The sequence below is a fragment of the Clostridium chromiireducens genome (assembly GCF_002029255.1).
In the GTDB taxonomy this organism is placed as follows: Bacteria; Bacillota; Clostridia; order Clostridiales; family Clostridiaceae; genus Clostridium; species Clostridium chromiireducens.
This window is the reverse complement of record NZ_MZGT01000091.1, coordinates 1-16,100: the sequence shown is the minus strand read 5'-3', so window position 1 is coordinate 16,100 and position 16,100 is coordinate 1. Positions and strand designations below refer to the sequence as shown.

The 16,100-nt window shown below is 30.6% G+C and carries 10 protein-coding genes and 1 pseudogene; 9 read left to right on the top strand and 2 right to left on the bottom strand.

Features of this window, described 5'->3' with window-relative positions; genetic code table 11:
• The first annotated feature begins 150 nt into the window (after nucleotides 1-150).
• Nucleotides 151-2,424 carry a glycosyltransferase family 39 protein gene (locus CLCHR_RS21515; protein ID WP_079441962.1) on the top strand — a complete coding sequence of 758 codons (2,274 nt, stop codon included), beginning with the start codon at nucleotides 151-153 and terminating at the stop codon, nucleotides 2,422-2,424.
• A 179-nt stretch (nucleotides 2,425-2,603) separates the two neighbouring features.
• Here CLCHR_RS21515 and CLCHR_RS21510 read toward each other — a convergent pair whose 3' ends face one another.
• Nucleotides 2,604-2,900 (bottom strand): hypothetical protein, encoded by a 297-nt coding sequence (locus CLCHR_RS21510; protein ID WP_079441961.1) that lies wholly within the window; start codon nucleotides 2,898-2,900, stop codon nucleotides 2,604-2,606.
• Nucleotides 2,901-3,605: 705 nt separating this feature from the next.
• Between CLCHR_RS21510 and CLCHR_RS21505 the strand changes: the two genes are divergently transcribed.
• On the top strand, nucleotides 3,606-4,850 hold the full coding sequence (locus CLCHR_RS21505) for a hypothetical protein (protein ID WP_079441960.1): 1,245 nt from the start codon (nucleotides 3,606-3,608) through the stop codon (nucleotides 4,848-4,850).
• Between the two features lie 259 nt (nucleotides 4,851-5,109).
• Here the strand turns inward: CLCHR_RS21505 and CLCHR_RS21500 are convergent, their stop codons facing one another.
• On the bottom strand, nucleotides 5,110-6,534 hold the full coding sequence (locus CLCHR_RS21500; RefSeq protein WP_079441959.1) for a DUF4317 domain-containing protein: 1,425 nt from the start codon (nucleotides 6,532-6,534) through the stop codon (nucleotides 5,110-5,112).
• A 544-nt stretch (nucleotides 6,535-7,078) separates the two neighbouring features.
• On the opposite strand from CLCHR_RS21500, the gene CLCHR_RS21495 reads away from it, so the two are divergent.
• From CLCHR_RS21495 to CLCHR_RS21465, 7 genes and pseudogenes are all read left to right on the top strand, one after another.
• Nucleotides 7,079-7,582, top strand: a complete 504-nt coding sequence (locus tag CLCHR_RS21495) for a QueT transporter family protein (RefSeq protein WP_079441958.1) — start codon at nucleotides 7,079-7,081, stop codon at nucleotides 7,580-7,582.
• A 467-nt stretch (nucleotides 7,583-8,049) separates the two neighbouring features.
• On the top strand, nucleotides 8,050-9,867 hold the full coding sequence (locus tag CLCHR_RS21490; protein ID WP_079441957.1) for a beta-glucoside-specific PTS transporter subunit IIABC: 1,818 nt from the start codon (nucleotides 8,050-8,052) through the stop codon (nucleotides 9,865-9,867).
• 19 nt (nucleotides 9,868-9,886) lie between these two features.
• Nucleotides 9,887-11,341, top strand: a complete 1,455-nt coding sequence (locus tag CLCHR_RS21485) for a glycoside hydrolase family 1 protein (RefSeq protein ID WP_079441956.1) — start codon at nucleotides 9,887-9,889, stop codon at nucleotides 11,339-11,341.
• 19 nt (nucleotides 11,342-11,360) lie between these two features.
• Nucleotides 11,361-12,209, top strand: a complete 849-nt coding sequence (locus tag CLCHR_RS21480; RefSeq protein ID WP_079441955.1) for a PRD domain-containing protein — start codon at nucleotides 11,361-11,363, stop codon at nucleotides 12,207-12,209.
• Between the two features lie 357 nt (nucleotides 12,210-12,566).
• Nucleotides 12,567-14,507: a sigma-54-dependent Fis family transcriptional regulator gene (locus CLCHR_RS21475; RefSeq protein WP_079441954.1), complete on the top strand. Its 1,941-nt coding sequence runs from the start codon at nucleotides 12,567-12,569 to the stop codon at nucleotides 14,505-14,507.
• A 238-nt stretch (nucleotides 14,508-14,745) separates the two neighbouring features.
• Nucleotides 14,746-15,831, top strand: coding sequence for a 2,3-butanediol dehydrogenase (locus tag CLCHR_RS21470; protein ID WP_079441953.1), 1,086 nt, complete (start codon nucleotides 14,746-14,748; stop codon nucleotides 15,829-15,831).
• A 98-nt stretch (nucleotides 15,832-15,929) separates the two neighbouring features.
• Nucleotides 15,930-16,100: pseudogene (locus CLCHR_RS21465) on the top strand (sulfide/dihydroorotate dehydrogenase-like FAD/NAD-binding protein); the annotation flags it as partial.

The window sequence follows — 16,100 nt, the reverse complement described above, 5'->3', positions numbered from 1 at the left end:
TGGTGTTGCGGAACTCGATTATAACATGAAATTAGGGGGGGCATTGTTTTTTTGTACAAAAAAACGCTCGAACCCTTGATATATAAAGAAAAAATTTAAAAGAGTAGTGTAAATACTTTACACTAACCGATTTAATTAGGAGGAAAAATTATGAAAAGATTTAAGTTGACTAAAGAAAACATATGTATAACATTAATTTTAATATTATCTGCTGTATTGAATTTTGCAAATATAGGAATTGAAGGATATGGAAATGGTTATTATGCTGCTGGCGTAAAGAGTATGACGCTAAGCCTCAAAAATTTCTTCTTTGTGTCTTTTGATCCAGGGAGCTTTGTAACAATTGATAAGCCGCCAATGGGATTTTGGATACAAGCGATTTTTGCTAAAATATTTGGTTTCAGTGGATGGAGTATACTTTTGCCACAAGCAATAGCGGGTGTGATTTCAGTTTATCTTATATATTATATTGTTAAAAGGTCTTTTGGAAGTGTAGCTGGACTTATTTCAGCATTATGTCTTGCAATAACTCCAGTATTTGTAGCGGCAAGCAGAAATAATACCATAGATAATTTACTAGTAGTAACATTATTATTTGCTTGTTTAGCTCTTACTAAAGCAGTGGAAGCTGGAAAGGCTAAATATCTTTATATAAGCTTATTACTCGTAGGTATTGGCTTTAATATAAAAATGTTGGAAGCATATATGATTGGTCCGGCTTTATATATAACATATCTTCTTTCTACAACTATACCATTTAAAAAGAGAATTGGACACCTTGTAATAGGATCAGTTATTTTACTAGCAGTATCTTTATCATGGGCAGTAATTGTAGATTTGGTACCAGCTCAAAATAGACCTTATGTAGGGAGTAGTACTAATAACAGTGAATTAGAATTAATAATTGGACACAATGGTTTAGAAAGACTTGGGCTAAGCGGTAATTCAGGTGGAGGTCCTGGCAGTAGAAGTAATAATGCTGATAATAATGGTAATAAGACGTCTCAAGGTGCTCCAGACGGAGATAACAAAGGAAGTATGTCAAGCGGCACCCAAAACGATGATCAACAAGTAGGAATGTCAAGCGGCGGTCCAAATGGTGATGAAATGGGTGGTCAAGGAGCGCCTACTGATGGAACAATGCAAGGTGATGGAAATGGGCGAGATCGTGGTAATATGCAGCCGCCTAGTGGAGGAATGATAGATGGTGGCGGACCAGGAGGTCAAGGCGGTCTTCAAGGTACATTTGGGGCACAAGTAAGCGCAGGTCTTTCGAGATTATTTGTTAAAAGTAGTTTATCAGATCAAATAGTTTGGTTTTTACCACTTGCATTATTAGGATTTATAGCAGGTGCACTAAAAGAAAAATTAGGAGTAAAATTAGATAATAAGAGGAAATCTTCATTAGTATTATGGTTTGTGTGGTTGTTCCCTGAGTTTATATATTTTAGTTTCACAACAGGATTATTCCATCCATACTATCTAACAATGATGGCACCTCCGGCAGCGGCTTTATCAGGAATTGGAATTACTACAATGTGGGAATTCTATAAAGAAGGAAAGTGGAAAGCGTGGCTTTTACCAATAGCTTTTGTTATAGAAGGATTGACTCATTTGATGATGTTATCTTACTTTACAAGCAATCTATCGGCTGCTACAAGAAATATAATTTTAATATCACTAGTAGTGTGTTTTGCGGCATCAGCAATATTAAGTATTCTAAATATATCAACTTTTATTAAAAGAAACGATACTGTAGCTATAGCGAAGGATAATTTTAATAAGAATATAAAATTGAAGAAAGCATTAACAGTAATTGCTACAATATCTATTTTAGTTACACCATTTATTGGAGCAAGTGCAGCACTAATTCATAGTGTAAATAGTAGTATTCCTACTGCTGGATTAGAACTTCTCTCAAATAGTCAAGGAGAAGGCTTTGGATCAAGAGGAGAGGGCCTCAGCAGTGAAAATTCTAAGTTAATTGATTTCTTAAAAAGTAATAAAACAACTGAAAAATATCTACTTGTAGTCTCTTCATCTCAAAGTGCAGATAGTATAATAATTCAAACAGGTGAACCGGTAATGGCTCTTGGTGGCTTCACAAGTGATAATATATTAACTTTAGATCAATTTAAAGAAATGGTTAAGAACGGAGAATTAAGATATGTACTCACAGGAGGCATGGGAAGAGGCGGAAACAGTGAAATTATGAATTGGGTTACTGAAAATGGTACAGCAGTTCCTGAAGGTGAATATAAGGACACTGCGGTAAGTAATCAACAAAGCAATAAAAATTCACAAGCTGCAGATGAAAATAATGACCAAAATTCAAACTCAAGAAAACAAAATCAAGAAGGTTTTGGTGGAAATAATTCAGGACAGCTTTATGATTTAAAAGCAGTAGCAGATACTTTGAAATAAATAGAAAATTAACCGTATAATTTAACCAAGAGATTTTTCTCGTCGTTAAAAGTATAGAGTTTAATACTATATGAGTAGGTTAGTTGTTGTATAATGTGTGTAATTTAAAATCTGATATATAATTAAATTACCACCTGAAATATAATTTCAGGTGGTAATTTATGCTGTATCAATATTAATTAGGGTGCATGAAGTATCATCTTATCTAATTTTATTCTAAAACCTCTAAATTCGTTAGCAAAAAACATGGTGACGAAAATAAATGCTAAAATTGAGAATCTTAAACCATGGGAAATAGGAAGTTTAGTTCTTTTTAGCATCATTTTTAAAGTAATCAATACTGAAACAATTAGTAATGGTTGAAGTATTTTCTGAATATCTCCCTTAATAAGAAAGTAAATAAAACAAATAAAAGCAAGAGCATATAAAAATAATTCAAAATAGTCATTAAAAGTGTAATTTTTTTTATATTTCATTTTTACTCTCCTATCTTAAAATATTAATTTATACCTACTATATCTATACATTAATTTAGAATATTATATATAAATCAACAAGTCGCATTGATGAGACTTTGTAAAAACATAAGGGGTGTACTACGGTACAAACAATATTAGACGAAAATTAAGAAACAGGCAATTATATTTTTGAGTTAAATTTACCGTATTATTTTAAAATAGGGAATTATATCATGAAAGTATAATTATATATTAGAGGCTGATATTCTCTCAAATTTAGAAAATATCGGCTTTAATTATTTTATATTAAATTTATACTATAGGTCTTTAAGGAGCAAATCATCTTAAGAATCAGTTAATAAATTTATTGACTCATTTTAGAGGTAATTAAGTCTTTTTGGAGAATAAGTATAATATATGATTATAAGTAATTTTTAGGGAAAAAGTATAAGAAAATTTATTTACTTAAGCATTTCTATTGAAAGTAATTTACATTCTTATGGATTTACCGTTTGCTGTTTTTCGGTGAAAATAAAGGAGGTTAGTGCAGAGGGATTAGAGCTGTTGCAATAATATAAGAGTAAGTGGAAATAAATCTAACTAACAAAACTAAAATTTATGTGCATAAATATATTCTAAGTACGGATGATAATAATCAGCTTTCACATATGTTTTATATAAATTAATGAATTATAAAAAAATCAAAATAAAGGGAGAATTAAAATGATAAAAAAATTTAAAAAAGATTCTTATAAAATTTCGATAGTGGGTATTGTAGGTTGCGTGCTAGCTGGTGCCATAATACTTACAAATAGCGTAAACGTTAAAGCATTAGACATTAATAATACTACATCAACTACTAATATAATGAATATACCTAAATTTCTTGTTGATACACCTACAAAGACTTATGATAATATAGGAAGAGTAGAAAAAGTAGCGGGCTTCGAATTTAAATTGCCTGATTTTCCTAGATCAGACAAAGCAGAGAGCCTTCAACTTATAAAACTTTCTGATAAGGACAATGTCTTACTTATATATTTGGATGGTGACATTAATTTTACATTTCAAGTTTCTGAAAAAGAACCATTAGAATATTTGAAGAAAATAGGAAATATAAAAAATGGATTAAGTAATCTTAAAGTTGAAAGTGAAGAACAAGCTATGAAATTAGGAGAGATAGATGGATTTAGTGTTACTGTAACATCTATTTCTCCAGCTGAGACATTGAAAAGTGGTGATGTAAGGCCAGAGTTTAAAGAGGTTAATAAATATTTTGCATGGAAAAATGAAGGCTTATGGTACAGTATAGGATATAATTCAACGGTTACAAGTTCAGCTCAAAACAATACTCAAAGCCACAATATTTCACAAGATGATCTAGAAAAAATAGCAAAATCTATAGTATATCCCGAAGAAATAAAGAATGTGAATTATTCTGTAGAAAAAGAGGCTTCAACAGAAATTGCAACAATGATGATTTATGAGAAAGAAGATTTAGAAAAAGCAAAGAGCTTTTTAGGTTTTAATCCTAAATTTCCACTAAAAATCAATGAAGATATAAGTATAAAAGAATCATCAATAGGAATCTCAGGGGATTCTGATATAAAAAATAATAATATTAATTATGAACTTACTAGCTTTTATTCGAATAAAAGTGGTTCAATAACTTTTACGGAGAAAAAAAACTTAAAATATTATGAGGACATACTGAAGAATGGATACATTAATATATGGGATAATGAAAATGAAAAAAATAAGCAGGTTAAAGGTGAAAAAATAAATATAAATAATAACGAAGTTTGGAAATATTTATATACTGAAATACTTGAGGATGGTACGTCTATTAATAACGGAGAATATATTTGGAAAGAAAATAATATTTATTACTCAGTATGTTTTTTTGAAGACACTGATAATTCGGATGAAATAATTAAAGAATTTGTTAATTCTAAAACTGTAGATTAACGTGGTGTTTTAATTATAGATTTTTATGAATCTAATACAAAAAGAGCAATGATTGTACGTTTCATATGAGGAATAAATTTAAATAAAGTTTAACTTTTATTATAGTAAAAGTTAAACTTATTGCTTTACTTACAATATAGAAAACACGGTAATCTGAATTTTTTTAGATAGAGAGGCCAATATCCATAATAATTATAGATAGTAGCCTTTTTTAATGGAATTCTTAGTATAATAATGAGAAAATATGCTTCATTATAAACTAAAGTACGGCATTAACACCATTAACATTAGCTTGTTCATCATCGTCCATAGGAATTATAATACATTTTTTACCATCAATTATTTGTGATTTTATTTGAGCTACTTTTTGAGGTTTAACGTGAAGTACAATGTCATAGTTTGTAGTTGCATGTGTCTCGGATTTTATTTCAGAGTTAGGCGTTGGTTCCAAGACGGTGTCAGAAGCTGTTTCTAACTCCACATCTGTTTCTGAGATAATATCAAAATCTGTCTTTAACGCAGTAGAAGTTTCTGTTTCTAATATGGTATTCAAAGCAGATTCACTTTCTATTTCTAAAGCTGAATTTTTATCTGATTCTAATTCAGTATCTTGTGTTGTTTTTTCAAGTCTTCTTTCTAGTATACGTACTTGTTTTTCAAGTCTTTCTTCCTTTTTTCTTTGCTCATTTGCTGCAAGTACTTTTTTATCAATTAAATTTTCTACTACAGGAGGAGTATCACCAAATTCTCTTGTATAAGATTTTTCGATTTTTGCAGTAATTTCTTCAGGAATTCCGCTTTCAATTAGAATATCTTGAATATTATCATTAGTTAAGGCTATAGGCTCAGCATTCTTACCATTAACGGCTTTGTGATCATCTACCATATTATTAAGAGTTTCTTGAATCTCCATGAAGATGTGATCAGATTTTTCATCATCACTGCCAATGGCCTTACGAATAATATTCTGGAATGCTTCTTTCTGTTCAGTGGCTGTTTGCTTTGAACTACAGCCTAGTGCTTCTTCCATAAATTCTGGATGTGGATCTTTTGCATCCTTTGTATAGTACATAACGGAGTGAATATCAGTACTACGGTCTGTAAAAGCTGGAAATACAAAGCCAAGATCAGGGGGACCAACTACCCAATCTCTAATACGTGCTCCTATTCGATTTTCATCTGAAATATATCCAAGACCTGGTTTTGAAAGTGATACTGGACATATTGCACATAATAGGTATTCATATACTTCTTCAGATTCATCTAATTTTGCATTATCCGTAGTTTTTGTCATAACATCGTAAGCATCGTGAAAAACAAGTATTAGAAAATTACCTGTATAGTCATAACTATCAATAATTAGTTTATAGAAGTCATCAAGCAGCGCATCATTTTTTAGTCTACTTTTTTTTAGTTCCATCAGAGACAGTTGTCTACCGCCTATATTTTCTTCATCAAGGGGAAAATTAAGTTCTAGAAGGTTATTGCCCACTGTTCCAGATAATGTTTTACTTGCAATCTCTAAATATTTAAAGAATTCTTCCTCTCTTAGATTTAAAAAAGTTTCTTTAATATTTAATACTATATTTTTTTGGCCATCTACATAGCAGCCACACATTCTGGTAAATGTACACTCGTCCTTTTTTAAACGTCTTTTTAATTCCAATATCTCTTTTTTATTCATAAATCGCCCTCTCATTTCATGAGTTTTAGTAGGCACATGATGGGAAATAGCAAGTCCATATTTGCCATAAATAATTTACATCGGGTAAGGAGGCAGATTGAATTTCTATTTTTTTGAATGTGCCTTAAGTACATAGTAAAGAATATGTTACCTAAATATAGTATAGTATTCAATGAACAGCTCTGCAAGTGACCAAATAAATGTATAACTTGTAATAGTCTTTTTAATTTGATATAATCATATGGGTAAAAATTAACATATAGTCAGTTCGAAAGCCTCCTGACTGAGGCACAATCTGAAAAATAATAGACTAATATGCTTGCATATTTGATAAACTATTTTCTTTCATGTGCCCAAAACAAAACTACGGTAAAATAATTGAGAAGAATAAAGATTTTAATTAATTTTTTATTAAAATCTTTTGTTTTTGTTGAGTTTATTTATCGTAGAATGTTTTCTACGATTTTTTTGTTTGGAGGTTTTTTTAAGATTATATAAGTAGTATTGACGTGGAGAATAGAATTAATTAAATGGAGGAGTTCATGTGAATAATAATAAGACAGTACAAAGAGTAGTTAAGACATCTATTATAGCAGCACTTTATGCAGCTATAACAATTGCACTAGCTCCAATAAGTTATGGACCTATACAATTTAGAGTATCAGAAATAATGGTGCTATTGGCATTTTTTGATCCATTTTATATTGTGGGACTTAGTATCGGATGCTTTATTGCAAATATTCTTGGGCCAAATGGATTAATGGATATTATATTTGGTACATTTGCAACATTTATTAGCGTTTATGCTATTTCAATCACAGAAAAGTTTGTGAAGAATAAGAGAGCGTCATTAATTATAGCATCACTTTGGCCTACCATTTGTAATGGTATAATAATTGGATGGATGCTTTATTATATTTACCAACTTCCACTTTTATTATCAATTGGTGAAGTTGCAATTGGTGAATTTATTGTAGTTACAGTAGTTGGAGTACCAGTTATAAAATTAATACAAAATAAATATGAAAAGTTACTTCTAAATTTATAGTAAATAAGAAGAATAAAAGACCGGTATTTTTAAGCTGGGTGACTTTATCATACTGTAGTGTGTTTACTTAGGTTTTACAAAAGTACAATCGATATTGATATTGCTACTCATAAGTCTTTTTGATTGTACTTTGTTAAATTGTTCTTGAGTAATGATAGGAATGTGGTAGTTATTAATAAAATATTGATTAAGCTTAAAAGTGCTGTAATTATGACTAATAACGCATGCCTAAAAAATAATTAATAAAAATGTTGACGTTTACTGTAGCTCGTGTTATACTTCATACATAACATAAAAGTATATAAATATCAGGCATGTGACTGGTAATGCAGGCAGGACTTGAATAAGCTAATATTATATTAGTTTATTTGAGTCCTTTTTTATCTTGGCCAAATAAAAAGTCTGCGAATGCGAATATTACTATAGTTATTATTATTATTATTATTTAATGAGAGGGGACAAATAATATGAATTATAAAGAAGTAGCATCTAAGATATTAAAGGCTGTAGGTGGAGATGAAAATGTTCAACATCTTGAACACTGTTCAACAAGATTGAGATTCAACCTTATTGATAATAGCAAAGTAAAAGTGAAGGATCTTGAAAGTATTCCAGAGGTATTAGGTGTTAAACAAAATGTACAATGTCAAGTAATAATTGGAAACTCTGTTATTGAAGTATATGATGAAGTTAAAAAACTTATTTCTGATAAAGGAGTAAATAATGGAGATAACAAAGAGAAAAGAAAAATAGGTACAATAGCTTTAGACTTTGTAATAAGTGTATTTCAACCATTGATCCCAGCAATAGCTGGAGGTGGTATTTTAAAGTCACTTTTAATGCTTTTAAACATGCTAGGAATTTTATCAAATACTACATCCACTTATAAGATATTAAATTTTGTAGGTGATGCACCATTATATTTCTTACCGCTTTTAGTAGCTATTACAACTGCTAATAAAATGAAAGTTAATCCATTAGTTGCAGTATCTGCTGTTGCAGCGCTGTTAACACCTAATTTAGCTAAGCTACTTGGAGAAGGAACTTTATTTTTCAATATACCAGTACAAAATGTAAACTATGCATATCAAGTTTTTCCGGCAATATTATGCGTATTATTGTATTCACAGTTAGAAAAATTCTTTAATAAAATTAGTCCAAAGGTTATTCGTAGTTTTTTTGTTCCGATGATGTCATTACTTATAACTGTACCAGTAACTTTACTTGTTCTTGGTCCTATAGGTTATAATTTTGGGCAAGGGTTTGCAGGAGTAATACTATTTGTTTTTGGTAAATTTGGTTGGATAGCAGTAGCAGTTTTAGCAGCATTCTTGCCATTTATGGTTGTTACAGGTATGCATAAGGCAATGATTCCTTACGTCATTACTTCTTTAGGTCAATCAGGGAGAGAATTAATATATAATGCAGCATCACTCGCACATAATATTTCAGAAGCTGGCGGATGTTTTGCTGTAAGTATTCGTACAAAAGATAAAGCGTTAAGATCTACTGCGGTCTCAGCAGGTATATCAGCTCTATTTGGAATTACTGAACCAGCATTATATGGAGTTACGATCTTACATAAACGTGTACTTTATGGTGTAATGATTGGGGCTTTTACAGGAGGTGCTTTCTTAGGAGTTCAAGCTGTTGAAGCATATGTAGCAGTAGGGCCTGGAATCGCAAGTTTATCCATGTTTATTTCTGAAACATTACCAAATAATTTAATGAATGCAATAATAGGATTAGGAGTTTCATTTGTAGCTTCATTTATTGCAGTAGCAGTTTTGTGGAAAGAAGAAGTAACTAGTAATGAAGATGAAAAGGTTAAAAATAAAAAAGAAAATTTCAAAGCACCAATAGAGGGGAAATTAATTCCTTTGAGTGAAGTAAAGGACGAAGTTTTTTCTAATAAATTAATGGGAGAAGGTATTGCTATAATTCCTTCTAAGGGGAAATTATATGCTCCAATAGATGGTACAATTGAAATGATTTTTGAAACAAAGCATTCTTTAGCAATGAAGTCTGAAGATGGTACTGAAATCTTATTTCATGTAGGCTTAGATACAGTAAATTTGAAAGGGAAATATTTTAATCCGGAAGTATCAGTTGGAAAAAGTGTGAAGCAAGGAGATCTGTTATTAAGCTTTGACTTAGATAAGATTGTTGAAGAAGGTTTTGATCCAGTAACTGCAGTAATTATTACAAATAGACCAGATGCTAAGATAGAAACTGTAGAAAGTAAAGAAGTTAACAAGAGAGATAATGTATTTGCAATAAATTAGATTGGAGTTGATGTATAAAATGTCATTTAGAGAAGATTTTTTATGGGGCGGAGCAATCTCAGCTAATCAAGTTGAAGGAGCTTTTGATGTTGACGGGAAAGGGATGTCCGTAGCTGATGTAGCAAGTTATAAGCCAAATTTGAGTGTAGAGGATTATGCTGGTCATAATAAGGTTACTACCAAAATGATTGAAGAAGCTATGGGAGATCAAACTACGAAATTCTATCCAAAGAGGAGAGGTATTGATTTTTATCATCATTATAAAGAAGATATTGCTTTGTTTGCTGAAATGGGATTTAAAGCACTAAGAATTTCTATCGCTTGGACAAGAATTTTTCCAACTGGAGAAGAAAGTAAACCTAATCAAGAAGGAATTAAATATTATGAAAATATATTTAAAGAGCTGAAAAAATATAATATTGAACCAATTGTTACACTATCACACTATGAAATGCCTTTGCATTTAAGTTTGAAATACAATGGATGGGTAGAGCGAAAATTAATTGATTATTTCGTTAAGTTTGCGAAAGTTTGTTTTGAGTCATTTGGAGATTATGTCAAGTACTGGTTGACATTTAATGAAATAGATAGTGTTGGCAGACATCCATTTACAACAGCAGGAATTATTCCAGATAAATGTCCAGAAGGAAAGCTTGATGAAGCTGTTTACCAAGCCTTACATCACCAATATGTTGCAGCAGCTTTAGCAACAAAAGAATGCAGAAAAATCATTAAGGATAGTAAAATGGGATGCATGCTAACAAAGCTAACAACATATCCTAATACTTGTAATCCAGAGGATGTATTGCTTTCATTAAATAGTAACTTAGGAAATCATGTTCATGCTGATATTCAGATATTTGGAGAGTATCCTAGATTATATAATGTCTTCTTGAAAAATAATGGAATCAATATTAAAATGGAAGAAAATGATGAAGAAATATTAAAGGAGAATACAGCTGACCATCTATCTTTTAGTTACTATATGTCAAGAACAGAATCGGCGGACACAACTAAAGAAAAAGCATCTGGAAATACTATAATGGGAGTAAAGAATCCATATCTTCCTTCTACAGAATGGGGCTGGCAGATAGATCCAGTAGGACTTAGAATATCGTTACTCGAATTATATGATAGATATAGAGTTCCGCTAATGATAGTAGAAAATGGAATGGGAGCAAAGGATGTTATAGAAGAAGATGGGACTATTCATGATTCGTATAGAATTGAGTATTTCAGAGAACATATAAGTGAAATGAAGAAAGCTGTGGAAATGGGAGTAGATTTACTAGGATATACCAGCTGGGCACCTATTGATTGTATAAGTGTTTCTACATCTCAGATGAGCAAGAGATATGGATTTATATATGTTGATCAAGATGATGAAGGAAATGGAACATTGAAAAGATTAAAGAAGGATTCTTTTTTTTGGTATAAAAATGTTATAAAAACAAATGGAGAAATTTTAGAATAAAGATAATAGGGGGATGATTATGAAAATAAAAAAAGTGCTTAATTCTAGTGTCATTTTAGCTATTGATGAGAATAACAAAGAATTCGTTTGCTTTGGAAAAGGTATAGGCTATAATAAAAAAAATGGAGACATTGTTGAAAAAAAGGTTGTAGATCAAATTTTTATGCCTGTAGAAAGCATCCAGATAAATGAGTATTTAAAATTATTAGATTCAATGCCCCCAATATATCTTGACATAACTCAAAAAATTGTTTCAGAAGCTGAAAAGGAGTTAGGTTCCAAGCTTAATATGAGTATATATTTTACATTAAGTGATCATTTGAATTTTGCAGTAGAAAGAGCAAAGAAGAATATTAATATAACAAATCGTGTTTATTGGGAAATAAAAAATTATTATTCAGAGGAATTTAAAATTGGAAAATATGCTTTAAAGCTTTTAAATGAATTAATAGACATTGCGCTTCCGGAAGAAGAAGCTGCTAATATTGCATTTCATTTAATAAATGCTCAATCACAAAGTAATGACTCAAGAGATGGTATGAAATATGCTAAAATGATAGGTGGAATTGTTAACTTGGTAAGGTATTCAATTGGTAGCGGTCTAAAGACGGAAGGAATTCACTATCAGCGTTTTATTACACATGTTAAATTTTTTACAGAGAGGTTCTTTAATAATGAAATGTTGAAAGACGAGAATGATGCCATGTTTGAGCAAATAGCAACATTATATCCAGAAGCAATGGAAATTTCTTTTAAAATAAAGGATTATATAAAAAAGGTTTATGATGGAGTTATTCCTAAAGACGAATTAACTTATTTAGCTGTTCATATAAATAGACTACAAGCTTATAATGAAATAAATAAGTAACTATATGATGTTCTTTGGTGGATTTCAAAGGTCATGCTCGGCCTCCACCAAATAAGAACTAGAATATTAATATAATGGAAAGCCACTGATTTAAATGGATTTAGTGTTTCAGGGGACAACCCTTGATAGAAATTTTAAGTTTTAGAAAGTAAATTTTTGTATTGGATATGCACACCCTTAAGGTTTTGGAATTAGGGGTGTGCACTTTTTAGTGGAAATAAGTCTATTAAGTGAAATTTTTATGATTTAGAGAAAAGAGAGGATTAATTCTATAGATCAAATAAGTAGTAGACACCTTAAGTTGAACTAAGTAAAATAATATTACTATCATAATTTATAAGTAATGGAGATGTGTAGATGAAAGATTATATCGAATTTATCACTACGGCATGGAGGGAATTTGTTTCTACTGGACAAGTACATCCAAAAGTTAGACGAGAAATTGCAGATTCATGGATAAGATGCAGGAAGTATGGAGTTGATCCTTATAATGGAAAGGGAAATGTTAAACATCCTAATATAGATGAGCTTATTAATAAAAATAATGAACTTATTTCAGTTGCTAGACCAGTCATAGAAAGCATTTATAGTATGGTCAGTGGATCAGGATTTGCTTTATTTTTAGTAGATAAAGATGGGTATATTATTGATGTTATAGGTGATAAGGATATAATGGAAAGGGCTGAGGAATTAGATTTTCTGAAAGGTGAATTGTGGTCAGAAAAGGTTGTTGGAACTAATGCTATAGGAACGGCTTTATATCTTAATAAGCCAGTCCAAACTATTGGAGCAGAGCATTATGGATCAAATCAACATTCTTGGACATGTTCTGCAGCACCGATTTATGATGAAGATGATAATTTAATAGGATGTATAAATATGTCAGGAAATTATTATAATGCTCATTCTCATACACTTGGAATAGTAACTGCTGCTGCTCAATCAATACAAAAACAAATGGAACTAGCTATTTCATATAAATTGCTTAATGTAACCTTTGATTCTATATCAGAAGGTATGATAGTCATGAATGAACATATGAAGATAAAAAGAATAAATGGACGAGCGTTAAAAATTTTAAATATATCTTTAGAAGATGCAATGAACATGGATATAAATCTAGTTTTAAATGGCATTGATTTTCATAAGCTTTTTAAAGAGAGAAACAAATTTTTACATAATTTAGAGTGGGATTTTTCTATAAATAATGAAATAATCAAATGTGTTATAAATATACTTCCATTAAATAAAAATGGGAAAAATAGCGGTATGGTAATAACTTTTACTGAGGTTGAAGTGGTACACAAGCTAGTAAATAAATTTGCTGGATACAAAGCCCAATATGAATTTAAAGATATAATAACAAATAATTTAGAAATGAAAAATATGATAAGTTTTGCTAAAAAGGCTGCTAAAAGTGACTGTAATATTTTAATCCAAGGAGAAAGCGGTACAGGTAAAGAATTAATTTCACAATCAATACATAATTATAGCAATCGGGCAAGAGGGCCTTTTGTTGCAGTAAACTGTGCATCAATCCCAAGTGAACTGGTTGAAAGTGAATTGTTTGGATATGAAAAAGGTGCTTTTACAGGAGCTTCAAAGGAAGGGCATCCAGGTAAATTTGAATTAGCAGATGGAGGAACAATATTTTTGGATGAGATTGGAGAGTTACCTTTAGATATTCAAAGCAAGCTCCTTAGAGTGTTGGATAATGGAAAGATTGTAAGAGTTGGTGGGACGTATGAGAAGCAATTAGATGTTAGGGTTATTGGCGCTACTAATAGAATATTAAAAAATGAAATAAGCAAGAGAAATTTTAGAGAAGATTTATATTACAGATTAAGTGTAATGGAGATAAAAACAATTCCACTAAAGAAAAGGAAAGAGGATATAGATTTACTTGTAAATGAGTTTATTCAAAAGTTAAATATAAAAAATAGAAATAAAATTATAAGTGTTAAACAATCATATATAGATGAATTAAAAAAATATAATTGGAATGGCAATATAAGAGAACTTAAAAATGTTGTTGAAAGAGATTATTATTTAAGTGAAGATGAAATTACAAATGTAGATTGTTTATATTATAACAGTATAGATAAAAATATAAACAAAGTAGAATCTTCGATAGAGGAAATAAAAATAGTGCCCCTTGATAAATTAGAAGAGAAAGCCATAGGAGACGCAATAAATAAGTGTAATGGAAATCTTCAGTTAGCAGCTAAATTATTAAACATAGGAAGAGCAACTTTATATAGGAAGATAAAAACATATGATATTAGTGTGTCAAAATGAGAAAATAACTATATGTGTATCAAAATGAGAAAATAAAAATGTATCATTTTGATACATTTTTCGTTTTTATCCTAGTTTATAAAAAATTCTAATTATATTTTAAAGCGGCATAAAACTAGCAATATAAATATATTAAAGAAAAAAATATAAATTTACGGTTATATTTATACTTATTGGCACATATATTGCTTAATAAATGATATGTGAAGAAATTAACAATATTTTAGGAGGATTTTATATGAAAGCAGCGTTATGGTACCAAAAGAAAGATGTTAGGGTTGAAGAAATTGAAGAGCCAAAGGTAGTAACAAATGATGGTGTAAAGATTAAAGTAAAATGGTGTGGAATATGTGGATCAGATTTACATGAATATTTAGGAGGACCTATATTTATACCAGTTGGACAACCTCATCCATTAAGTGGGACAACTGCGCCTGTAGTTTTAGGCCATGAATTTTCAGGAGAAGTAGTGGAGATTGGTAGTAGTGTAACTAATTTTAAGCCAGGAGATAGAGTAATAGTTGAGCCTATAGTTGCATGCGGAAAATGTCCAGCATGTTTAGAAGGAAAATATAATTTATGTTCATCTTTAGGATTTCACGGACTTTGTGGAAGTGGTGGAGGACTTGCTGAATATACAGTTTTCCCAGAAGAATTCGTACATAAGATACCAGAGGAAATGTCTTACGAACAAGCTGCTTTAGTTGAGCCAATGGCAGTAGCATTACATTCAATTAGAATTGGCAATTTTAGAACAGGTGATACTGCGTTAGTACTAGGATCTGGTCCAATAGGACTTGCAACTATTGAGTGCTTAAAAGCAGCTGGCGCAAAATTAATAGTAGTATTACAAAGAAAATCTATAAGACAAGAGTATGCTAAAAGAGCAGGAGCGGATGTAGTATTAGATCCTAATGAAGTAAATATTGCAGAGGAAGTTAGGAAGCTTACTAACGGATTAGGAGTTGATGTGGCATTTGAAACTACAGGAGCTCAAATAGGTTTTGATACAGGTATAGATAGCTTAAAGTTTGAAGGAACTTTAGTTGTAACTAGCATATGGGAAGATAATGTTAAGTTTAATCCAAATGTGTTAGTATTTACTGAGAAGAAAATAATTGGAACATTAGCATACAGACATGAATTCCCAGCAACTATGGCTCAAATGAAGGATGGTAGAATAAAAGCAGAAGGATATGTAACAAAGAAAATACATTTAGATGACATAGTAGAAGAAGGCTTTGGTGCATTAACAGGTCCAGAAAAGAAAAAACATGTTAAGATATTAGTAACACCAGATAAAGATCTTTTATTAAATAACTAACATTAGTAATACTTAGGGTATGTAATTTCAGCTAAGATTCAGATGGCATTCAGACCATCTGAATTAAGTTTTGCTGGATAAAATTAGGAGGAAGATAGATGTACAAAATAGTTAGTAAAAGGGAGCTTACAAATAATATCTATTTAATGGATATAGAAGCTCCAAGAGTGGCAAAGTCTGCAAAACCAGGGCAATTTATTATTATAAAGAATGACGAAAAGGGTGAAAGAATTCCTTTAACTATAGCGGATTATGATGCAGAAAAGGGA